Origin of the sequence: Amycolatopsis sp. cmx-11-32 (assembly GCF_047608695.1) — a bacterium.
GTDB lineage: Bacteria > Actinomycetota > Actinomycetes > Mycobacteriales > Pseudonocardiaceae > Amycolatopsis.
The window spans coordinates 422,514-444,272 of record NZ_JADNQN010000005.1; the positions used below are offsets into that span (position 1 = coordinate 422,514).

Annotated in this window: 22 protein-coding genes and 1 pseudogene; 11 read left to right on the forward strand and 12 right to left on the reverse strand. The window is 68.5% G+C overall.

What is annotated here, in order from left to right; translation table 11 throughout:
- Positions 1-4 precede the first annotated feature (4 nt).
- A complete protein-coding gene (locus tag ACM6LR_RS18175) occupies positions 5-1,156 on the reverse strand; it encodes an acyl-CoA dehydrogenase family protein (protein WP_414937398.1) in 1,152 nt (383 codons plus the stop codon).
- Positions 1,157-1,256: 100 nt separating this feature from the next.
- On the opposite strand from ACM6LR_RS18175, the gene ACM6LR_RS18180 reads away from it, so the two are divergent.
- The 8 genes from ACM6LR_RS18180 to ACM6LR_RS18215 all read left to right on the forward strand — a co-directional run bounded on the left by ACM6LR_RS18180 (position 1,257) and on the right by ACM6LR_RS18215 (position 6,931).
- Positions 1,257-1,871, forward strand: a complete 615-nt coding sequence (locus ACM6LR_RS18180) for a TetR/AcrR family transcriptional regulator (protein ID WP_414937397.1) — start codon at positions 1,257-1,259, stop codon at positions 1,869-1,871.
- A 126-nt stretch (positions 1,872-1,997) separates the two neighbouring features.
- A complete protein-coding gene (locus ACM6LR_RS18185) occupies positions 1,998-2,354 on the forward strand; it encodes a YbaB/EbfC family DNA-binding protein (RefSeq protein ID WP_414944156.1) in 357 nt (118 codons plus the stop codon).
- Positions 2,351-2,617 (forward strand): hypothetical protein, encoded by a 267-nt coding sequence (locus ACM6LR_RS18190; RefSeq protein WP_414937395.1) that lies wholly within the window; start codon positions 2,351-2,353, stop codon positions 2,615-2,617. The genes ACM6LR_RS18185 and ACM6LR_RS18190 overlap by 4 nt, the downstream gene beginning before the upstream one ends.
- Entirely contained in the window at positions 2,614-2,997 is a 384-nt protein-coding gene (locus ACM6LR_RS18195) for a WXG100 family type VII secretion target (protein WP_414937394.1), read from the forward strand. The genes ACM6LR_RS18190 and ACM6LR_RS18195 overlap by 4 nt, the downstream gene beginning before the upstream one ends.
- Positions 2,994-3,704 carry a hypothetical protein gene (locus ACM6LR_RS18200; RefSeq protein WP_414944157.1) on the forward strand — a complete coding sequence of 237 codons (711 nt, stop codon included), beginning with the start codon at positions 2,994-2,996 and terminating at the stop codon, positions 3,702-3,704. The genes ACM6LR_RS18195 and ACM6LR_RS18200 overlap by 4 nt, the downstream gene beginning before the upstream one ends.
- Positions 3,701-4,276 carry a DUF3558 family protein gene (locus ACM6LR_RS18205; protein ID WP_414937392.1) on the forward strand — a complete coding sequence of 192 codons (576 nt, stop codon included), beginning with the start codon at positions 3,701-3,703 and terminating at the stop codon, positions 4,274-4,276. The genes ACM6LR_RS18200 and ACM6LR_RS18205 overlap by 4 nt, the downstream gene beginning before the upstream one ends.
- A 103-nt stretch (positions 4,277-4,379) precedes the next feature.
- The gene (locus ACM6LR_RS18210; protein WP_414944158.1) at positions 4,380-5,171 is read left to right on the forward strand and encodes a hypothetical protein; all 792 of its coding nucleotides are present in this window, start codon (positions 4,380-4,382) and stop codon (positions 5,169-5,171) included.
- Between the two features lie 146 nt (positions 5,172-5,317).
- Positions 5,318-6,931, forward strand: coding sequence for a succinic semialdehyde dehydrogenase (locus ACM6LR_RS18215; protein WP_414944159.1), 1,614 nt, complete (start codon positions 5,318-5,320; stop codon positions 6,929-6,931).
- Between the two features lie 268 nt (positions 6,932-7,199).
- Here ACM6LR_RS18215 and ACM6LR_RS18220 read toward each other — a convergent pair whose 3' ends face one another.
- The 9 genes and pseudogenes from ACM6LR_RS18220 to ACM6LR_RS18260 all read right to left on the reverse strand — a co-directional run bounded on the left by ACM6LR_RS18220 (position 7,200) and on the right by ACM6LR_RS18260 (position 16,163).
- On the reverse strand, positions 7,200-10,223 hold the full coding sequence (locus tag ACM6LR_RS18220) for a helix-turn-helix transcriptional regulator (protein ID WP_414937389.1): 3,024 nt from the start codon (positions 10,221-10,223) through the stop codon (positions 7,200-7,202).
- Positions 10,224-10,286: 63 nt separating this feature from the next.
- Positions 10,287-10,499: a hypothetical protein gene (locus ACM6LR_RS18225; RefSeq protein ID WP_414937388.1), complete on the reverse strand. Its 213-nt coding sequence runs from the start codon at positions 10,497-10,499 to the stop codon at positions 10,287-10,289.
- Positions 10,500-10,663: 164 nt separating this feature from the next.
- The gene (locus ACM6LR_RS18230) at positions 10,664-10,873 is read right to left on the reverse strand and encodes a DUF397 domain-containing protein (RefSeq protein WP_414937387.1); all 210 of its coding nucleotides are present in this window, start codon (positions 10,871-10,873) and stop codon (positions 10,664-10,666) included.
- Between the two features lie 15 nt (positions 10,874-10,888).
- Positions 10,889-11,803 (reverse strand): helix-turn-helix domain-containing protein, encoded by a 915-nt coding sequence (locus tag ACM6LR_RS18235; RefSeq protein ID WP_414937386.1) that lies wholly within the window; start codon positions 11,801-11,803, stop codon positions 10,889-10,891.
- A 457-nt stretch (positions 11,804-12,260) separates the two neighbouring features.
- Entirely contained in the window at positions 12,261-13,160 is a 900-nt protein-coding gene (locus ACM6LR_RS18240) for an acyl-CoA thioesterase (RefSeq protein WP_414937385.1), read from the reverse strand.
- A gap of 324 nt (positions 13,161-13,484) precedes the next feature.
- Positions 13,485-14,909: a pyruvate kinase gene (pyk, locus tag ACM6LR_RS18245; RefSeq protein ID WP_414937384.1), complete on the reverse strand. Its 1,425-nt coding sequence runs from the start codon at positions 14,907-14,909 to the stop codon at positions 13,485-13,487.
- 110 nt (positions 14,910-15,019) lie between these two features.
- Entirely contained in the window at positions 15,020-15,685 is a 666-nt protein-coding gene (locus tag ACM6LR_RS18250) for a DUF2461 domain-containing protein (RefSeq protein ID WP_414937383.1), read from the reverse strand.
- Between the two features lie 105 nt (positions 15,686-15,790).
- Positions 15,791-15,969: pseudogene (locus ACM6LR_RS18255) on the reverse strand (chitinase); the annotation flags it as partial.
- Between the two features lie 29 nt (positions 15,970-15,998).
- Positions 15,999-16,163: a hypothetical protein gene (locus tag ACM6LR_RS18260; RefSeq protein ID WP_414937382.1), complete on the reverse strand. Its 165-nt coding sequence runs from the start codon at positions 16,161-16,163 to the stop codon at positions 15,999-16,001.
- Between the two features lie 73 nt (positions 16,164-16,236).
- Between ACM6LR_RS18260 and ACM6LR_RS18265 the strand changes: the two genes are divergently transcribed.
- The 3 genes from ACM6LR_RS18265 (at position 16,237) to ACM6LR_RS18275 (ending at position 18,778) form a co-directional block, all read left to right on the forward strand.
- Positions 16,237-16,545 carry an ArsR/SmtB family transcription factor gene (locus ACM6LR_RS18265; RefSeq protein ID WP_414937381.1) on the forward strand — a complete coding sequence of 103 codons (309 nt, stop codon included), beginning with the start codon at positions 16,237-16,239 and terminating at the stop codon, positions 16,543-16,545.
- A 406-nt stretch (positions 16,546-16,951) separates the two neighbouring features.
- Positions 16,952-17,209, forward strand: coding sequence for a hypothetical protein (locus ACM6LR_RS18270; RefSeq protein WP_414937380.1), 258 nt, complete (start codon positions 16,952-16,954; stop codon positions 17,207-17,209).
- A 126-nt stretch (positions 17,210-17,335) separates the two neighbouring features.
- Positions 17,336-18,778 (forward strand): aromatic amino acid ammonia-lyase, encoded by a 1,443-nt coding sequence (locus ACM6LR_RS18275; RefSeq protein WP_414937379.1) that lies wholly within the window; start codon positions 17,336-17,338, stop codon positions 18,776-18,778.
- 112 nt (positions 18,779-18,890) lie between these two features.
- On the opposite strand, the gene ACM6LR_RS18280 is transcribed toward ACM6LR_RS18275, so the two are convergent.
- Together ACM6LR_RS18280 and ACM6LR_RS18285 are read right to left on the reverse strand one after the other, a co-directional pair.
- On the reverse strand, positions 18,891-20,357 hold the full coding sequence (locus ACM6LR_RS18280; RefSeq protein WP_414944160.1) for an amidohydrolase family protein: 1,467 nt from the start codon (positions 20,355-20,357) through the stop codon (positions 18,891-18,893).
- 178 nt (positions 20,358-20,535) lie between these two features.
- Positions 20,536-21,561, reverse strand: a complete 1,026-nt coding sequence (locus ACM6LR_RS18285; RefSeq protein ID WP_414937377.1) for a 6-phosphofructokinase — start codon at positions 21,559-21,561, stop codon at positions 20,536-20,538.
- Between the last annotated feature and the right edge of the window lie 198 nt (positions 21,562-21,759).

Consider the following 21,759-nt stretch of genomic DNA (forward strand, 5'->3'; position numbering starts at 1 on the left):
CGGTTTACAGCGTGCGGGAGATGATTTCCTTCATGATCTCGCTGGTACCGCCGAAGATACGGGAAATCCGGATGTCGGCCCACGCGCGCGCGATCGGGTACTCGGTCATGTAGCCGTAGCCACCGAACAACTGCAGGCAGTCGTCGACGACCTTGTTGACCCGTTCGGTGGTCCACAGCTTCGCCATCGCCGCGCCCTGCACGTCGAGTTCCTTGCGCAGGTGCCGCTCGATGCACTGGTCGAGGTACGCGCGCGAAACCGCGGCCTCGGTGGCGGCCTCGGCGAGTTTGAACTTCGTGTTCTGGAAGTTGTAGATCGGACGGCCGAACGCCTGGCGGTCCTTGGTGTAGGCGATGGTCTGGTCGATCGCGGCCTCCATCCCGGCGACCGCGGTGACGGCGATGATCAGCCGTTCCTGCGGCAGCTGCTGCATGAGCTGGACGAAGCCGAGGCCTTCCTTGTCACCGAGGAGGTTGGCGGCGGGCACGCGGACGTCGTCGAAGTTCAGCTCCGCGGTGTCCTGGCCCTTGAGCCCGATCTTGTCGAGGACGCGGCCGCGGCTGAAGCCCGGCGTGTCGGTCTCGACGGCGATCAGGGAGACGCCCTGCGCGCCCGCGTCCGGGTCGGTCTTCACCGCGACGACGACGAGGTCGGCGTGGAAACCGTTGGTGATGAACGTCTTCGCGCCGTTGATGACGTAGTCGTCGCCGTCGCGGACCGCGCGGGTCTTGATGCTCTGCAGGTCCGAACCCGTGCCGGGTTCGGTCATCGCGACCGCGCCGACCATCTCACCGGAGGCGAACTTCGGCAGCCACTCCCGCTTCTTCTCTTCAATGGCGTACTCCAGCAGATAGTGCGCGACGATTCCATTGTGGACGGTGACGCCCCATGCGCTGTCGCCGGACCGGGCCTGCTCCTCGTAGAGCACGGCCTCGTGGCCGAACGTACCGCCACCACCGCCGTACTCCTCCGGGATGGACAACGCCAGCAAGCCGACCTCGCCCGCCTTCGTCCAGAGCTCGCGGTCGACCTTCTTGTCGGCCGCCCAGCGTTCCTGGTTCGGCGCGAGTTCCTTCTGGCAGAAGGTCCGGGCAAGGTCCCGGAGGTCTTCGAGCTCCGTCGTGCTCCACGAACTCTTCTGGATCTGCAAGGGCACGGCCAACGCCTCCTGATCAGGACCTGGAAAACATGACGCTTAGGATGTAAGTTCCAAGCGGAATGTACATCCGTACCGAGCTGCACGTAAAGGGGGTTCGGTGACCGCACTGAGCAGGACCCACCGGACACAGGCCGAGCGGCGCGAGCAGACCCGCACCGCTCTGCTCGACGCCACCATCGACTGCCTGGTCGACCTCGGGTACGCGCGCACCTCGGTCCAGGAGATCTGCGCTCGCGCCGGGGTCTCAAAAGGGGCCGTGCAGCACCACTTCTCCGCGAAGGCCGAACTCATGGCGGCCGCCGTCGAGCATCTGACGGAAAGGCAGCGCGGACAGCTCGCCGCGTCGATCTCCACGCTGCCCGGCGGAGCCTCGGGCGTCGCGGCGGCGATCGACCTGCTCTGGGAGGGCTACTCGGGCACGCTGTCCACGGCCGCCACCGAACTGTGGGTGGCGGCGCGGACCGACCCCGAACTCCGCGAGGCGATCCGCCCGGTCGACCGGGCGCTGGGCCGTTCGACCCTGGAGCACGTCACCGCGATCGCCGGGGACCTGCCGAAGGAACGCGCGGAGATCCTGTTCTGGCTGACCGTGAACCTCACCCGCGGCCTGGCACTGGACGCCGAACTCGGCGGCGATCCGAAGCGGCGGCGGCATCTGCTCGACGAATGGAAGCGCGTCGCGGTGATGTTGTACGAGGACACCACTCCGTAGCCACCAGAATTGCGAATTCACAAAAGCCTGGGGGCCATGCTTACGAAAGCGTGAAAAGAAGACAAGCCCCACCTGCGTTTACTACTCTGGATATTCAGGCGGTTACGCAGGGGAGGCGACACCGACGTGTCCTGGAACGCGGACGAACTCAGACACCGGGCCGGGGAACTTGACGCGGAACTCGCGCGGGGCAGGCACCCCGGCCGATCCCATGACGGGCTGGCCTTGGCCGTCGTCAGTGGTCAGGGCAGGTTGGTCGGCCTGTTGCTCGCCGATCACGCGACCGGGATCCCGCATCCGCAACTGGCCGGGCCTGCCGTGGTGGAAGCCGTGCACGCCGCCAGGACAGCGGCGGCCGAAGTGAGCCTGGTCAAAATGCGGGCGGTGCTGGGCGAAGAGGACGACTCGGGCCGAAGATCACCGGGGCCAGCCGAGGAAGAGAGTTTCGAGCAAATCGACTTCCTGAGTGAGGGTCGCCGATGAATCACGAAGACGATCTTTATCACCTCGCGAAAGAAATAGACGCCAAGGTCGAGAAAGCGAAAAGCGCCGCTTCGGCGGCGGCGCGGGCGCAGCGGACATGGCTGCTCCCCGGCGAGATCGGGACGTTCACGACCACCGGAACGGGCGAACTGGTGGACGTGTCCTTGAACGCCTCGGTGGTGAAGTCCTACTCCGCCGCAAGCCTGTCCCGGAAGTTGCTCGCAGGCATCCAGCGGGCCGAGCGGGACGGAGGGATCGCGTGAGCTATCCGCATCCCTTCGACCCCGGCCCGGGACAGGGTTATCACGTCTACCCGGAGGGACTCCGTGCCGCGGCGGACACCATCGACCAGGCGGCGGATCTCGTCCGCGGCTTCGCGCTCACGGACCTCGCCCATGTCCGGCTCGAGCCGGGCGACCTGGGGTTGCCGGGCACCCTCGCCGAGCTGATGCGGGGAGTGCGGGGCGCGGGCACCGTCGACGCCTACAACCGGGCGGTGGACCAGATCCGGGAGATCTCCGTGGCCAACTCCGCGGAACTGGGCGAACTGAGCGCGGCGCTCCACCGCGCCGCCGAGCACTACGAGCACCTCGACAGGCAGGCCTACGACGAGATGAAGAGGCTCGAAGGAGGAATCCGGTGACCGGCCTGGACAAGTCCGGGTTGCTGTACCCCGAAAAGGCCGATCAGGAGGTCCGCTTCCACGCCGACCTGATCGGCGCGGACGGCATCCTCGAACTTCTGGACAATCTCAAGAACTTCCTGCTCGGCGATCTGCGAAGGCCGCTGGAACTGGCGGACAAGTTCGGCTCGCAGAGCAAACTCAAGTCGGCGTCCGATCTCGTCACGAGGACGAACCTGTCGTTGCGCACCGCCTGGCAAGGCGACGGCTTCGACCAGTTCGACGCCTACGCCTCCGAAACGACGAAAGCCCTCGACGCGGGACAGGCGTCCTTGGCGAACCTGACGACGGTCGTGGTGAACATCGCGACGACCGTCATCAACACGTACAAGAACCTGCTCGAGTTCCTGGGCAACTGCGCTTCGACCCTCGCCCAGCTCGGCGGGAAGTTCGGCGTGGTCCTCGGTTCGGCGGTCTTCCCCCCGCTGACTCCGGTCGCGCTCATGGATCTGATCGACGGCATCAATTCCGCGTTCACCACGTTTTGGCGGGACTGCAACGCGAGCCTGACCCAGCTGCTCACCGACATGACGACGTTGATCGGGGCCGGGTTCCAGCTCCAGGTCATCGCGGAGACCTTTCCCAAGGTCCCGACAGTTGGCACGAGCGCGGTGGTGGTCGCCGATCCCCGGCGATGGCGGATCAAACCCGAAGCGGATCCGGAGTGAGGCGCCTGGCGATCGTCCTGCTGACGTTGCTTGTCGCCGGGTGCGGTGGGACGGCGACCGGTCCGCCACCGGGTTCGCCCGCTCCAGCGCCGCCCATCCCCGTTCCGCTCGACGGCGCCAGGTTCATCGCCGACCCCTGTAGCGCGATCACGGTGGAGCAGGTCGAAAGCATCGGTTTCACCGGCGGGGTCCGCGACACCGGCGGTGAAGGCCGCTGCGTCCTCGCCTTCGGGCCGATCGTCCGGGTACAGACCTCGTGGCTGAGCCCACTGAGGGAAACCCTCGAAACCCTCTACGCCGACCACGCGAGTGGCAAAGACACCGGTAACCGATGGGAGGAACTGATGATCAAAAGCTATCCGGTGGTGGTGGTCTGGGCCGAGGAGAACATCACCGGCCGCCAGGACAAGGGACCACTCGCCTGCCGGCTGGCACTCGGACTGGACGAGGAGACCTTGATGTACGTCGGCACCAACATCGACGAACGGGCCGAAGCGGGCCCGTGGCAGCACGACTCTTGCGGCGCGGCGAAGAAGGTGACGGAATTCGTCATCGACAATCTCCGCACCTAGCACGCTCCGGAGCCCTTGACCAGAGCACAGGTGACACTTATCTCCGGGGCCGATCCGTGGTGAAATTCCTTGCTGGACAACAGAACCGGCGGAGGAGCCGACCATGAACGCGCCGCAGCAGCAGCCATCCCATCCGACTGACCCGTTCGGCGCAAGGCAACCCGTCCAGACTCCGGTCGCGACGCAACGGCCGCCGTCCGACGCGCGGCTCCCCCGGTTGTTCGCCGCGATGATGGGTGTTTTCGCCGGCCTGCTGGTGCTCATCGCGACCTTTCTTCCGCAGTCGACCTACGAGCAACTCTCCGACGGCAAAACGGTGTCGAAATTCGCCGAGACCGGCTGGTCGCGGAGCTTCGACATCGAACCGTCGACGGAGGAGAAGGACTTCTACGACAAGACCCATGTCGCCCGTTACGGCATCCCGCTGTCCGCCACCGCGCTGACGTTGTTCGCCGGCGCCGCGGTGGGCTTCGCGTCGTACCGGCGGAATTCGGGTTCACCTGCCGCGACGACGGCGCGAACACTGCTGATCGCCGGTGGGGCCGGGACCGCCATCGGTGTCTGGATGTTCGGCATGGACATCTCGGCGAGCCTGAGTTTCGGGCAGGACACCGGCCGCTTCGTCTCACGCTACGGAACCGGGAGTGGATTCTGGATCCTGCTCGCGGGCGGGCTCGTGGCGTTGCTCACCATCGGACTGGCGATCGTGGCCAACCGCCGCGAACCCGCGCCATCCCCTCAGGCCCCTTACCCGGTCGGCCACACGCCTTGCGCGCCCGGAGTCCCGCAGCAGCACTATCCGGCGCAACCGCAGGCCTACGAACCGCCGTCACCTCCGACGCCGCCCGCGGGCTCGGCGTTGCAGCAGCAGGACATCCTGCGCCCGTTCCCCTGACAATCCGCCACCACCCGGCAATATGTGAAACTTATTCATATCAGCGCTGGACAGTCTCCATACCGGCAGTATGCTGTACTCGTCGGTAACACCTGGGCTCTGCGTGGCGCCTTCCGGCTCCACGCGCGGCATGGAACGGAGACGGCATGACGAGCACGACACCGGCGAGCGCGAGCCGCCACACCGAAGGCCCGGCCACCATCGGCGGCGTTCCCGGCGCCCCGGCAGCGGCAAGGGCGGAACGGCTCGTAGGGCGGGTCGTGGGCGGCAAGGACTCCGCGCCGGTCCAGATGCGCGCCCCGTTCACCGGGCAGCCGATCGCGACGCTCCCCCAGGCCACCGACGCCGACGTCCGCGCCGTGTTCGACGAGGCGCGGGAAGCGCAGCGCGCGTGGGCGCAGCGGCCGGTCGAGGACCGCCAGCGCATCCTGATCCGCCTGCACGACCTGGTCCTGAAGCGCCAGGAAGAGGCGCTCGACCTCGTGCAGATCGAGGCGGGTAAGGCACGGATGGACGCCTTCGACGAGGTCAGCGCCACCGCGCTCGTGGCCGCCTACTACGGAAAGCACAGCGCGAAGTTCCTTTCGCCGCGTCGCGCCGCCGGGCTGATCCCGGTGCTGACGAAGGTCGGCGAGATCCGGCACCCCAAGGGCGTCGTCGGGATCATCTCGCCATGGAACTACCCCCTCGCGCTCACCGCGATGGACGTCCTTCCCGCGCTCGCGGCGGGTAACGCCGTCGTGCAGAAGCCGGACAACCAGACCGCGCTCTCGGCGCTGTGGCTGCAGGAAATCGCCGAGGAAGCCGGGCTGCCGTCCGGTGTCTGGCAGATCGTGCTCGGCCGCGGTTCGCGGATCGGCGACGCGCTGGTCGAAGAGTCGGACTACCTGTGCTTCACCGGATCCACGCCGACAGGTAAGGAGCTTGCCGCGAAGGTGGCGGAGCGGCTGACGAGCTACTCGCTGGAACTCGGCGGCAAGAACCCGATGATCGTGCTGCCTGACGCGGACATCGCCAAGACCGCCACGGGCGCGGTCACGGCGTGCTTCTCCTCCGCGGGCCAGCTGTGCGTTTCCGTCGAGCGGATCTACGTCCACGAGTCGATCCGCGAGGAGTTCACGCGCGCGTTCGTCGCCAAGACCGCCGCGGTGAAGCTCGGTGGCGCGCTCGACTACCGGGCGCAGATGGGTTCGCTGACCTCGGAAGACCAGCTGGCGACGGTGTCGGCACACGTCGAGGACGCCCGGTCCAAGGGCGCGACCGTGCTCACCGGCGGCAAGGCCCGGCCCGACCTCGGCCCGCTGTTCTACGAACCGACCGTCCTCACCGACGTCACCGAGGACGTCAAGCTGTTCGCCGAAGAGACCTTCGGGCCGGTCGTGTCGATCTATGGCTACACCGACGTCACCGAGGCGATCGAGCGCGCGAACGACACGCGGTTCGGGCTGAACGCGAGCGTGTGGTCGCGCAACGGCCGCGCGGGCTGGGAGGTCGCGGCACGGCTGAAGGCCGGGACCGTCAACGTCAACGAAGGCTTCGCCGCGACCTTCGGAACCGTGGGGCTGCCGATGGGCGGTATGAAGGAGTCCGGTGTCGGGCGGCGCAACGGTGCCGAAGGACTGCTCAAGTACACCGAAGCCCAGGCGATCGCGCTACAGCGCGGGATGCCACTGCGCCCCGGCCGCGGGATCCCGCCGAAGCTCTGGGCGCGAGCCCTGAGCGCGAGCCTCAAGGCCCTTCGCCGCCTTCCGCGCCGCTGACCCCCTCCGCGTTTAGTCCTCTAGTTGCGGTAGTTGCACGTGCAAGGACCGCAACTAGAGGACGAATTGCGGTCAGTTGTCGCCAACGAGGCCGTCGCGCGGAACGCTGACGCGGGCAACTTCCGGCAGGGCTGTGTGGAAAGAGGGACGTTGAGTGTCCCTCTTTCCACACAGCCTCGGCCAGACCACGGAGGCCGTCACCTTTCCGCGGCGGAGACCTGCGGCGGGTGAGGCGGGCCCGTGAAGGACTCCTTTTCAGGCAGGCAATTCACGAGGTGGTCGGGGCGGCCAGCAGGCCTCGGTCGTAGGCGATCGCGACGGCCTCGGCCCGGCGGCTCGCGCCGAGTTTCGCCATCACGCGCGAGAGGTGGACGCTCACCGTCTTCTCGCTGATGTACAGCTCGTCCCCGACCTGCCGGTTGGTACGGCCGAGCGCGACGCGCTCCAGCACGTCCCGTTCCCGGTCGGTGAGGGGATCGACGACGTCACGACGCGGGGCCGCGGGCACACCGGGAAGCTCGACGCGCGCCCGGTGACTCAGGTCCCGGACGGCTTCGCGCAGCGGACAGGCACCCAGCTTGTCGGCGACCGCGTACGCGGCCAGCAGTTCCGACGCGGCCAGCGAAGTGTCGCCGTTGGTCGCCAGCAGGGACTTCGCGTGCTGCAGGCGGCACATGGCCTGCTCGTACACCGCGCCGTACCCGAACGCGTCGACCGCCTTCGCCCACAGCCCCGGATCGCCCGAGCCGCGCAGACAGCCGCCGAGCGCCTCGAGCCGGGCGAGCCACGCCAGCGCCTCCGGACCGAGCGACACCGAACGCGGGATGCCGTGTTCGGCGCAACGTCGTCCGTGGGCGAGCATCTTCTCGCCCGACTCCACCGCGGCGTCCACGGTCGCTTGGTCCCCGCGGACCCGGGCTTCGGCGGCCTGCGCGACGGCGGCCGCGAGGCCGTGCACGCTGATCCGGATCCCGCCGAGCATCGCGGGTTCGATCTCTTCGAGCCAGTCGATCAGCTCGTGTGCCTGCCGCACCGCGCCCGCGTGGTCCCGGCGCCATGACGCGAGCTGGATGGCCGCGTCACCGGCCGCGCCCGCGATCGAAACGTCCGTGCTCCAGTGCTGCCGCAGGCTGGGCAGGATCTTGTCCGCGTCCTCGAACCGGCCCCGCCCGACGACGAACTGCGCCCAGATCCCCAGGAAACGACCGGCGACGACGCTCGAAACACCGCGGCCCGCGCGGCCGGCGTCGTCGTCTTCCGGCCAGTCCCCGCTGACGTACCGCAGCGTGAGGTGCTTGGTCCGCAGCTCGATCCCGAACGAACTCCAGGTCAGCCCGGTGTCCTTGGCCCGCTGGATGCCCTTGGCGTAGTACTTCAGCGCGGAATGGATCTCGGCCCGGTCGTCGTAGCTCATCCCGAGGAAGTGCAGCGCCCGCAGTTCACCGTTGAGCGCACCGGAATCCCTGGCCTTCCGCTCGGCCTGGCGCAGCCGCTCACGCGCCTCCTCGACGTCGCCCGCCGAATCGGCCAGCGTGCCGAGCGAGACCAGTGCGGCCGCCTCCGCCCCGCCCGCGCCGACGGCCTTCGCGTCGGCGACCGCGGCCAGCGCGCACTGCAGCGCCTCGTCATGCCTGTCGATCAGTCTCAAGATGCCCGCCCTGGTGGCGAGTACCCAGGCCCGCGCGGAACTCGCCTCGGTGTGTTCGACCAGGCTCCAGGCCTTGTCGATCGCCTCGACGACCTCGTCGAGCGTGCCGTCGACCGAAAGCAGCGCCTCCGCGTGCCGTCGCCAGACCTTGGCGGCCCGTTCGCTGCCGGTGTCCTGACCGAGTGCCTCGGTCGCGGACCGCGAATACGCCACCGCTCGCTCCGGTTCCCCCGACGTGCTCGCGAAGTACGACGCCTCGTGCAGCAGGCGGAGTTCGTCGACGTCCGATGGCCGGTCCGGGGCGGGGACGGCGTCCCAAATGGACAGTGCCTGTTCGACGTGCCGCAACGCGGAACCGGGCGCGCCCAGCTTCTCGGCCTCGTCCATCGCGCGCAGCAACGCGGCCAGCGCGCCGACGAAGTCCTTGCTCTCCAGGCTGTGGTGCGCGAGCCGCGCGTCCTGGCCGCGGCCCTGCGTCCGGGTGCGGATACGCGACGCGTAGGCCGCGTGCATACGCACCCGTTCGCCCGGCAGCAGATCGCCGTAGACGGCTTCCTGCAGCAGCGCGTGACGGAAGGTGTAGAAGCCGTTCTCGATCACCAGTACGTGATGCTGCACCGCCTCGCGCAGTGCCTCGTCGAGTTCGAGTTCGTCCAGTCCGGAGATCTCGGCGAGCGCGGCGTGCGCCACCGCGTCTTTGGCGACCGAGACCACGCGCAGCACCCGGCGGGTGATCTGGGAAAGCTGCTCCACCCTGGCGAGGAGCACTTCGGCCAGCCCGGCGGGGAGCTCGCGGCAGTCCTTCGCGGACGCGAGCAGTTCCTCGACGAAGAACGGATTGCCCTCGGACCGGGAGACGATGTCGGCGATCATGTCCTGGCCGATCGGCTCGTCGGCCAGCGCCTCGACGAACGCGCGCGCGTCCTCGGCACCGAACGGCTTGACCTCGACGCGTTCGACCGCGCCCAGTCGCACCACCTCGGACAGCAGTCCCCGCAGCGGATGCCGCCGGTGGACGTCCTCCTCGCGATAGCTCGCCACCACCAGCAGCCGCTGGGTGCGCAGCCTCGTCATCAGGAAGGACAGCAGGTTCCGGGTGGAACCGTCGGCCCAGTGCAGATCCTCCAGCAGGATCACCACCGGCCGGCGCTGCGCGATGACGGTCAGCACCCCCAGTACCGCGTCGAACAGCTGGAGCTGGCCGAGGTCCTGTTCGGGCCTGAGCCGTTGCGTCGACACCCGTTCGCTCGCGGTGAGCTGACCGTCTTCGATGGCGGGGAAGTCCTCCGCCTGCTGCATCTGCGGAAGCAGCCTGCCCAGCGCCGGCCGGGCACGGACCGCGGCGGTGACCGCGGGATCGGACGTCGTCGCCAGCGGCGCCAGCGCCTCGGCGAACGGAAGATAAGGAAGACCGCCCTCATGGACGTCGATACAGCGCCCGGTGAGTACCAGGGCGCCCGCGCCGGCGGCGTACTCGCCGAGCGCGGACAGGAGGCGGGTCTTGCCGACGCCGGCGTCTCCGGAGAGCAGCACCGCGCCCGCCTCTGCCCGTTCTGCACGGGCGAAGGCGGCGCGGAGCTGCCGCATCTCCTGAGTGCGGGCGACGATCGGGATTCCGGAGCCAAGACGGGGCACGAGGTGCATTCTTGCCTACCGGACCGACAACTTCGCCTGGGTTTCTGCCGAGAGCTTCATCGCACTCGGCCTCTACCGGGTGATCTCGCCGCTGCGAGCGGGCACCTGCCCGGTCTCCCGGCGGTGCTGGGCGGGCACCTGGACCTCGGCGCGGTTCGCGCGGATCCGCTTGCCTGCCCGGCGGGCCCTGTCGACCCACACGCTGCGGCCTGCCCGCCGCAGCTCTTCCCGTCGGTATTCGACCTCGGCCAGCACTCCGGTGAGCAGAGCGTCGTTGCTGTACATCATTGTCTCCCCTTAGGAACTCACTACCTGGTTTGGTAAGAACCAGATTCGTCCTGAGGGGTGGCTCGCGGCATCGGGTGATCACCTACACCCGGACGTGGTTCGACCCCTTACTCCCGCCCATCCCCTGCTCGGCGGTCGTAAGGGGTCGAATTCCAGCGTGTCTAGCCGTGGTCCGTACCACTCGGGCGCACGGCGCCGAGCAGCCCTCGCCAAGCGCTCGACGAGAGGCGGAAGGAACCGCCATCGGGATCCTTGGAATCCCTCAGGGCGGCGCCGGAACCGGTGAAGGCGACCTCGACGCAGTCGTTGCCGCCACCGCTGTGGCTGCTCTTGCGCCACCGGGCCTGGGAAAGATCATCGTTGGGCGTCATGCTCCCCACTCCTTACTAGTTTCCGGGGACTTCGAGTAAGCCGAGGTCCCGATAGTGCGGTTTCTCCGGCAGGGCCGCCTGTTCGGCGAACCTTCCGGCGGCCTCGGCGATCACCTCGACCGAGTCGTCCGGCTTCAACGCGGCGGCACGCAGATGGTCGAACATCAACGCGTATCGCCGGACGTCCGGGGGTTCCTCCAGGTAGAGCCCGCTGGAGGTGCTGTCGACGTAGACCACGTCGGTGTCGGCAAGTTCGGGGAAGCCCATGACGAGGAACGGACCTTCCATCCCGGGGTGGGCACCCGCGCCGAACGGCACGACCTGGACGGTCACGTTCGCCCTCGCCGCCATCGTGACCATCCGGTGCAGCTGTTCCGCCATCACCTCGGCGCTGTCGATCGTGCGGTGCAGGACCGCCTCGTCGATCACGGCCCAGTACTCCGGCGGCGAAGGGTCCGTCAGCAGTTCCTGCCGCGCCATCCTCGCCGCCACCCGGCGCCTGATCTCGGCTTCCTCGGCGTCGGGCCGCATCGCCCTGATCACGGCCCTGGCGTAGCGCTCGGTCTGCAACAGACCCGGCACCAGCAGTGCTTGGAACGCCCGCAGCGAACTCGCGTCCGCCTCCAGGCCGACGAAGGTGCCGGTGAACACCTCGTTATACGCGTGCCACCAGCCGCGTTTGCGGGCTTCCCTGGCCAGCTGGACGAGTGCTTCCTGCTCGTCGCCGGCGATGCCGTACAGCTCGAGCATGTCGCGCGCGTCGCGCGGGGTGACGCCGACGTGCCCGGTTTCGATGCGGCTGACCTTCGACGCCGAGCATTCGAGCTTCTCGCTCACCTCGTCGATGGTGAGGTCCGCCGCCTCGCGCAACCGCCTCAGTTCACTCGCCAGTCTCCGGCGGCGCACGGTGGGTCCCTGACCCCTCGTCATCACGGCACCTCCACAGGCTGTCCGAGCAACACCGATCGTGACGCGGCGAGGAGAACCGTGTTCGGAAACCTCGCTCGAAGCTCATCTAACCAGCCCGGGACACATTCGGTGAGATGGTCACCCGACCATTTTCCGGCACGGCCGGATTTTCATCCTGCAATTTGCAGATTGCCGTTGCAGGTTGAGCATTGTGCAACGCGGTAGCCCGTCCTCATCGGCGACGGCGGATCCGCTCGCGGCACGGGCGCGGGTCGCGAGCTGCACCGATGGCTTTCGCCAGGATACCCGTCGAAGCCGGATTCACCCCGGTGGAGGGCCGAAGCCGTCCCTCGATCGGTTCCGGCCCTCCCTTTATACCCGAAGCCATTGCGTAATGCTTTGGCTCCAGATGTTAATGCGTTTCGCTATTCCCTCTAAAGGGTGGACAACGCGAACCGCCGATGCGGAACGTCACCGTTCACACCACCCGGAGAAGGCCTTCCTGCACGACGGTCGCGATGTGCGTTCCGTCCGCGGCGAAGAACCGGCCGGTGGCCAGACCGCGGGCACCCGACGCGGTCGGCGACGCGCTGTCGTAGAGGAACCACTCGTCGGCCCGGAACGGGCGGTGGAACCAGAGCGCGTGGTCGAGGCTCGCGCCGATCACCTTGTCGAGGTCCCAGTAGACGCCGTGGCGCGCGAGGACCGAGTCCAGGAGCGTCATGTCGGAGGCGTAGGTCAGCACGCAGACGTGTAACAGTTGCTGGTCCGGAAGCTTGCCGTCGGCCCGCATCCACACCTGGTTGCGAGCGGGGAGTTCACCCGACTTCCGCGTCACCCACGGCGGGTCGTTGACGTAGCGCAGGTCGATCGGGCGCGGCCGGTCGTGGTGGCCGATGAAGTAGCCCTCGGCCCGCTCCTGCAACGTCGGGAGAGACTCGGGGCCAGGGACGTCCGGCATGCCCTCGGAGTGCTCGATGCCGCCTTCGTCCTTCTGGAACGACGCGGACAGCGAAAAGATCGCCTTGCCGTGCTGGATGCCGACGACGCGGCGGGTGGTGAACGAACGGCCGTCGCGGATGCGGTCGACCTCGTAGACGATCGGGACACTCGGGTCGCCGCCGCGGATGAAGTACGCGTGCAGCGAGTGGACCTTCCGCTCCTCGGGCACGGTGCGGCCGGCGGCGACGAGCGCCTGCCCCGCGACCTGCCCGCCGAACACCCGCACCGGCGAATGGGCCGGTGAGACGCCGCGGAAGATGTTCTCTTCGATCTTCTCCAAGTCCAGCAGCGCGACCAGCCGGTCGAGCACCGGCTGACCGCCGACGCCCCCGGTGCCGTCGAATCCGGCCGCGGCCTCCCTGGCCATTTCAGTCATAGGCGAAGCCTAGGTGGTGGGGCGCGTCAGGCCTCTGCGAGGCGGGACGTTTGTCGCGAAGGCCACCTTCGGGACGTCCCGATGCCTACCGACGGGCTGAAGGGGACTTTCCCCGCATGGCATGCAGGGAAAGCGCCCTTCGCCGCGTCAGACGCGGGGAAAGTCCCCATCAGCCCCCGGACCCGAATCGCCGCTCACGCCCCTCCCCGGCAACCGACCGCGGAAGCCGCCTTCAGGACGTCCCGGACGAGATGAACGGGACTTTCATTGCAAAATTTGCAGTGAAAGTCCCGTTCATCTCACAGGCGTGGGCTCTGACCGGCGTCAGGCGTGGTCGTCCTCACCGAGGCGGTGCACCCGGATCAGGTTGGTCGAGCCGACCGTTCCCGGCGGGGAGCCGGCGACGATGACCACGAGGTCGCCCTTCGCGTACTTGCCCATTTCGAGCATCGCGTGGTCGACCTGCTGGATCATCTGGTCGGTGGAGTCGACCTTCGGCACGATCCGCGTCGTGGTGCCCCAGGTCATCGCGAGCTGGCTGCGGACGCTCTCCTCCGGGGTGAAGGCCAGCAGCGGCAGCCGCGTGTGCAGCCGCGCGAGCCGCCGGACGGTGTCACCGGACTGGGTGAAGGCGACCAGCGCCTTGGCGTTAAGCCGCTCGCCGATGTCACGGGCCGCGTAGGAGATGACACCGCGCTTGGTGCGCGGGACATGCGACAGCGGCGGCACGACCGGCGAGTCGGTCTCGACGGCTTCGATGATGCGGCCCATGGTCTTGACCACCTCGATGGCGTAGCGGCCGACGCTGGTCTCACCCGAGAGCATGAGGGCGTCCGCGCCGTCGAGCACCGCGTTGGCGACGTCCGAGGCCTCCGCGCGGGTCGGACGGGAGCTGTTGATCATCGACTCGAGCATCTGCGTCGCGACGATGACCGGCTTCGCGTTCTCGCGGGCGATCTGGATGGTGCGCTTCTGCACCAGCGGGACCTGCTCCAGCGGGAGTTCGACGCCGAGGTCGCCACGGGCGATCATGACCGCGTCGAAAGCGAGCACGATGGCTTCGAGGTTGTAGACCGCTTCGGGCTTCTCGATCTTCGCGACCACCGGGAGGCGGCCCTTGCCCACGCGGTCCATCACCTGGTGGACCAGGTCGATGTCGGCGGGCGAGCGGACGAACGACAGCGCGATGAAGTCCACGCCCAGTTCGAGCGCGAACTCGAGGTCTTCGATGTCCTTCTCGGACAGCGCCGGCACGGAGACGTCCATGCCCGGCAGAGAGACACCCTTGTTGTTACTGACGGGGCCGCCTTCGGTGACCTCGCACACGACGTCCGGGCCCTCGACGTCCTTGACCACGAGGCCGACCTTGCCGTCGTCAACGAGGAGACGGTCGCCGGGCTTCGCGTCGTCGGCGAGTCCCTTGTAGGTGGTCGAGACGCGGTCGTGGGTGCCCGCGACGTCCTCGACGGTGATCCGCACGATGTCGCCGTTGTGCCACTCGACCGGCCCGCCCGCGAAGGTGCCGAGACGGATCTTCGGCCCCTGGAGGTCGGCGAGGATTCCCACCGCGCGGCCGGATTCGGCGGCGGCGGTGCGGATGAGGTCGTAGACCTGCTTGTGGTCGCTGTGCGTCCCGTGGCTGAAGTTCATCCTCGCGACGTCCATCCCGGCGTCGACGAGTTGCCGCATCTTCTCCGGCGTAGCGGTCGCGGGGCCAAGGGTACAAACGATCTTCGCGCGTCGGCTCACGTTCGCACAGCGTAGTCCCTCATCGGTGCCGCGTCTTTACCGATACCGAAAGTTCAAGAAAAGTGTCAGTTCACCTGGGCGAGGGACAACCCCTTGAACAGGCTCGGCGGTTATCGGCGCGGCTTCTCACTCGCCCCGACCCGGTCCCGCGCCCACTCGTTGAACCCCCGGACCTGACGCCACGCCTTCCGCACCCTGTCGAGCGCGCCTCGTTCGTGCAGAACGTCGTCCGGCTCCCAGCCACGGACGGCGTACACCGAGCGATACCTCAGCAGGTCGATGCGGGGGTGGTCTTCCACGAAGCCGCGCGGCTTCGATTTGAGCCTGTCGCCCTTGACCTCCCAGCCGGTTTTCTCCAGCTTCGCGAGGACCTTGGCCAGCTCGGTCCCGTGCACTTCGGTGTCGACGGCCCGGCGGAAGCGGGCGAGCTGATCGGACTCGAAGTGGAAGCAGCCGCCACCGACACGCAGCCCGGCCGGGCCGACCTCGACGTAGTACGCGCCACCTCCGCGGCCCTGCTCGATCACCGCGCCGCAGTGGGTCTTGTACGGCGTCTTGTCCTTGGCGAACCGCACGTCGCGGTACGGGCGGAAGACCTTCCCCTCGCCGAAACCGTCGCCGAACTCCGGGACCAGTTCCGCGAGCAGTGCCTCCATCGGCGCGCGAACGTCGGCCTGATAGGTCGCGAGGTTCGCGTCCCAATAGGACTTGGAGTTGTCGGCCTCGAGACCGTCGTAGAAGTCGATGGCGTATTCGCCGAAACCCTCGAAACCCATGCGGTGAAGCTAATCCCCGCCACCGACAAGTACTTGAAGGCCCCCTTCCCGTACCTAGGCGCAAGGAAGGGAGCCCTCATGTACTCCGAGACTTTGCTTGGATCGGCTCGCCGGGGTGTCGTAGCTCCACCAGTTGTTGCCGCACTTCACGTACGCCGTGCCCGCGACGGTGGACGGACAGGTGTTCTTCAGGACCTTGTAGTCCCCGATGCCCGCCTGTAGGTGCCCAGCGCCGCTCCGGTCGCGGCGCCACCAGTGGCGTCCTGGGTGACGCCGGTCCAGCCGCCGAAGGACCACAACACCTTGAGCTTCTTCAGCTGCCTGAAGCTCCCGCGCTGGAGGCCGCGTCGTAGAACTTGATCGTGGCCGCTACGGCGCCACCGAGGGCGCAGCCGGTCACGTTGCCGAACGAGTGGTCGATATGGGTCAGCTTGCTCGTTCGCTGGCAGACGCCCCGTGCGGCGAAGTACCAGACCACTCCATCAAGGGTTCAGACCAAGACTTTCGAACATTCCTTGACGGAAATATACCGCACAAGGCACATTCCCTGGATGATGCAGACTTTCGAGATCCTCGCCGAACCACGACGGCGGACCATCCTCGATCTCCTGCGTGACGGCGAGCGGTCGGTCAACGAGCTCGTCGAGGCACTCGAATTGAGCCAACCGGCCGTATCGAAGCACCTACGCGTACTACGCGAGGCAGGTCTGGTCTCCGTCCGCGTCGCCGCCCAGCGCCGGTGCTACCGGCTCCGCCCGGAGCCGCTCGCGGAGGTCGACGCGTGGCTCGCGCCGTACCGCCGGTTCTGGGAGGGGCGGATCGACGCGTTGGAACAACACCTGGACGAGGACAGTCAGTGAACAGGTAGCGGCTCGAACGTGACGCCGCCTCGCGCCTCGTCCCCCAGTCGTGGAGCGCCTGGAGTGTGGGGCGTAACCGCTCCCCCTCCTCGGTGGGCCGGTACTCGACACGCGGCTTTCCAGGCTCTCGCGGAGCACGAGGCCGTCCGCCTCGTGTTCACGCCGCCCGGCATCCGGCGCCGCAGTTCGCCGTACCGGTGCACAACTTCCTTCAGCGGCTGCCTCGGTAATTCGCGGTGGTCGCCTTGCCGGACCGGAAGATCATCCCCGCCGGGAGGATCTACGTGACCGAGACGCCGACGTTGTACGAATGGGCGGGCGGGCTGGACGTTCTGCGACGGCTGACCCTGGTCTTCCGCGGCCACGTCCTGAAGGGGCCCGTTGTCGGAGCCGGTCTTTTCGCGACATGGACCCCGGCCACCCCGAGCACGTCGCGGTCTGGCTCGCCGAGGTGTTCGGCGGCCCGGAGACCTACAGCCACGACCACGGCGGGCACCGGCACATGGTCGGGCGGCACCTCGGCAGGGCCATCACCGAAGAGCAGCGCCGCCGCTGGGTGAACCTGCTCTTAGACGCCGCCGACGAAGCCGGGCTCCCGGCCGACCCCCGGAATGCCGGTCGGCTTTCGCCGCCTACGTGGAATGGGGCAGCCGTCTCGCGGTGATGTTCTCCCGGCCGCGAGGTCACCGTCCCCGGGCCGATGCCGAAGTGGGACTGGGGCAACCGCCCGCCCTGGCGGCCGCCTTCGGCCTGAGGCGTCATAGTGAGGCGGTCTTGAAAGGAGGCCACCGTGATCCGGGTCGACGGCCGGACCCTGCGCTGCGCGGACGTCGTGACCGCCGCGGGCGCCGAGGGACCGCTGAACATTGACGTGTCGATCGCCGCGCTGCGCGGCGCCGAAAGCGCGTGGAAACTCGCCGAGGAGCTGAGCACGCGCCGGATCGTCTACGGCCGTACCACCGGTGTCGGGGCCAACAAGGAGGACCCGGTCGGCGAAGGGGAGTCACCGGATCACGGCCTGCGGCTGCTGCGCAGTCATGCCGGCGGCAGCGGTGACGTCATGTCCCCCGGCCAGACCAGGGCGATGATGCTGATCCGGCTCAACCAGCTGCTGGCCGGACGCGCCGGGCTCAGCCCCGAACTGATCGGCGCGCTGGCCGCCGCGGTGCGGACCGGGGCGTTGCCGCTGGTGCACCGGCTCGGCGCGATCGGCACCGGCGACCTCGCGCCGCTCGCGGAGACCGGGCTCGCGCTCACCGGCGAACGGCCGTGGCTGTCGGGCGGCGTGCCGCCGGTGCCGGTGCGGGCGGGGGACGCGCTCGCGTTCATGAGCAGCAATGCCGCGACGCTCGCCGAAGCGACCCTCGCGGCGATGCGTCTCGACACGCTGGCGCGGGCGAGTCACGTTGTAGCGGCGCTGACCTACATCGCGCTCGACGGGAATCCGGAGGCGTACGCGACACCTGTGCACGAAGCGCGTCCGCACGCCGGCCAGGTCGCGTGCGCGGCGGAGATGCGGCGGCTGCTCGGCATGGAGGGCACGCCGAAACCAGGACGGCGGATCCAGGACCCGTTCGGGCTCCGCGCGTTCCCGCAGGTGCAGGGCCCCGCGCTGGATGCGATCCACTACCTGCGCGACGTGCTCGCGGTGGAGATCAACGCCAGCACCGAGAACCCGATGATCTCGACGGCACACCAGGACGCCTACCACCACGCGCACTTCCACACCGCGTACGTGTCGACCGCGCTCGACCAGGTGCGCGCGACGATCCACCAGGTCGCCGAGCTGTCGGTAGCCCGGCTGGGTGACCTGGTGGAGCCGGAGTTCACCGGACTGCGGCCGTTCCTCGCGGCCGGTCCGTCGGGCAGTTCGGGCGTGATGATCCTGGAGTACGTCGCGCACGACGCGCTCACCGAACTGCGGCAGGCCGCGCTCCCGGCGACGCTGGGCACCGCCGTCGTCTCACGCGGGATCGAAGACCACGCGAGCTTCTCCACCCAGGCCGCGCGGGCGGCGACCGCCGCCGGGACGGCGTACCGGCAGGTGCTGGCGTGCGAACTGGTCGCGGCCGTCCGGGCGCTGCGGATGCGGAAGGCCGAGCTCGTCGCCCTGCCCGCGCGGGACGCCTACGAGACCGCCGCGGCCGTGCTCGACCCGAGCGTCGAGGACCGGCCGCTCACCGAGGACATCGCGCACGCCGTGTCCCTCTTGGACACCCTCGCGCTCATCTGACCCCCGCGTTTAGTCCTCTGGTTGCGGTCCTTGCACGTGCAACTACCGCATCTAGAGGACTAAACGCGTTCTTCGTCGATTTCGGACTCGACTCGCCGGAAAGCTCGGCCGCTCAGCAACAGCAGCCCCGGCCGGCCAGGGCGTGGAGACGCGCGCTCGTAGTGGGCGGGCGGTTCGCGGCTGTCTCGACGGCGTCGAGCATCCGGCGCCGCGCCGTCTTGTCCAGGACGCGTCCTCGCGTGATCACCAGGTCGATCTTCGCGACGTTGCGGATGTCGGCGGCCGGGTTCGCGTCCAGCAGCACGAGATCCGCCTCCTTCCCCACCGCGACGGTCCCTGAAGTCCGTTCCCTGCCGAGGAACTTCGCCGCGTCGCCCGTGACGGTCTTCAGCGCCTGCACCGGCGAGAGTCCGGCCTCGACCAGGAAGGCAAGCTCCTCGTGCAGCCCGCTGCCGGGGAAGGTGTACGGGTTGAGGCAGTCGGTGCCGCCGATGATCCCGACGCCGGCGTCGTGCGCGACCCCGACCAGCCGCAGCGTCTCCTGGTAGTACCGCTCCTGCAAAGCGATCTCCGACGGCGTCTTCGGTGCGAACCGCTCGATGCCCACGGCCCAGCTCTCGCGGATGTCGGCGGGGACGTACTTGAGCCGCGGGTCCTGCTTGTGGGTCTCGGCTGGCTGCGTGACGACCCGGTTGATCGTCAGCGTCGGCGAATGCCAAGTGCCGTCGCGCCGCAACCGGTTGAAATAGCTCCACGCCGCGTGGGGGCTGTACGTGGAGACCGACTCGAACTCCAGTTGCCGCGCCACGGTGAAGAAAGCTCGCGGCGCCGCCGGGTCGTAAGGCATCGCCCGCAACCGGGCGAGGATCTCGTCGCGCCGGGTCGAACAGTGGATGGACACCCCGAAGAAGTGTTCGAAACTGTGCTGGCCGAGATCGCTCGCCTCGAAATGGGACACCTTGTACGGCCAGTGCCCGGAGAACCGCAGCCCCTGGTCGCGAACCTCGTCCGCGACCGCGCGCAGCGCCTCGGGACCGAGATAGGAGTAGACCTTGACGAACTCGGCGCCCGCCGCCGCCTCCGCGCGGACCGCCGCCCGCGCCTCGGCTTCGGTCGAAACCTGGATCACCGGCGGGCCCAGCAGGGTGACCGGCCCGTCGACGATCCCGCTTCCCAGCACCAGACGCGGGCCGAGCAGCTCACCGCGTTCGATCTTGTCCCGTGACACGCGGTTCTCCGCGTAACCCCACATCTCACGGGCGCCCGTGACGCCGTGGGCCAAGTGCAGCGGCGGGACGATCTCTTCGAGGTCCGCACCGTGGGTGTGCATGTCCCACAGTCCAGGGATGAGGTACTTGCCGCGGCCGTCGATCACGCGCGCGGCACCGGTTTCCGGGAGCTGCTCCGAGCCGCCGACCCAGGCGATCCGGTCGCCGACGAGGACGACGGAGACGTCATACCGCGGAGCCGAACCCGTGCCGTCGATCAGCGTGACCCGGGTGATGACGACGATCTCGCCCGTGGCCGCGACGGCCGTGCCGGGCAGCAGCCCGGCCAACGCCACCCCGGTCCCGCTCACGGTCAGCCATCTCAGGAACTCGCGTCTGCTGGATCCCGCTCCGGCCATGAGAACCCCGCCCTTCCACCCAGATCCCCCGGTGGCCGATTCAACTCGCCGTGCGGGCGGGGCCGCAAGGAAAGCGAAGGCCCCTTACCGAGCACAGCACAAAGTAAGGGGCCTTCTCCTGTAACACAGCTCAGCCGAAGAAGACCTCGGCCTCTTCGTACCGCTCGGCCGGGACGGTCTTCAGTTCGGCGGTCGCTTCGGAGAGCTTGACGCGGACGATGTCCGTGCCGCGCAGCGCCACCATCATGCCGAAGTCGCCGTCGGCGACGGCGTCGACGGCGTTGAGGCCGAACCGGGTGGCGAGCACGCGGTCGTACGCCGTCGGGGTGCCGCCGCGCTGGACGTGCCCGAGCACGACCGCGCGGGACTCCTTGCCGGTGCGGGCGGCGATCTCGTCGGCCAGCCAGGTGCCGATACCGCCGAGCCTGACGTGCCCGAAGGCGTCCTTCTCACCGGTGAGAAGCCGCTCCTCGCCGCCTTCGGGCAGCGCGCCCTCGGCGACGACGATGATCGGCGCGTACTCCTTCTCGAAGCGGCGCTCGACCCACTCGACGACCTGGTCCACACTGAAGTGCCGCTCCGGCACCAGGATCACGCTCGCGCCGCCGGCGAGGCCGGAGTGCAGCGCGATCCAGCCCGCGTGCCGGCCCATGACCTCGACGACCAGGGCGCGGTGGTGCGACTCGGCCGTGGTGTGCAGCCGGTCGATGGCCTCGGTGGCGATCGAGACGGCCGTGTCGAAACCGAAGGTGTAGTCGGTCGCGCCGAGGTCGTTGTCGATCGTCTTGGGCACCCCGACGACGCCGATGCCGTCGTCGGTGAGCCGCTTCGCGACGCCGAGGGTGTCCTCGCCGCCGATCGCGATCAGCGCGTCGACCTGCTGCTCGGCGAGGACGGACTTGATCTTGTCGACGCCGCCGTCGATTTTGTACGGGTTGGTCCGCGAGGAGCGCAGGATCGTGCCGCCGCGGGTGAGGATGTCCTCGACGTCGTTCAGGCCGAGCGGACGGCTGTCCCCGGCGAGGGGACCGTTCCAGCCGTTGCGGAACCCGACGATGTCCCAGCCGTGCACCTCGATGCCCTTGCGCACCACAGCGCGGATCACCGCGTTGAGCCCCGGGCAGTCGCCACCGCCGGTCAGCACACCGACACGCATCAGAAGCCTCCGTCTTGTGTTCCGTAGAGATGACAGTCACATGTCCCGAAGCCAGCGTAGCGTCAGTTCTCTGGATCGGTGCAGGGCGGACCACCTCGGGAATCGGTCCACGGGGCAGTTGTGCTAGCTTGGCGCCGTGCAGCGCTATTCCTGGTTTACGAAGCCGGCCCCGGGTGGGCACGGCGGCGTCGACCTGCG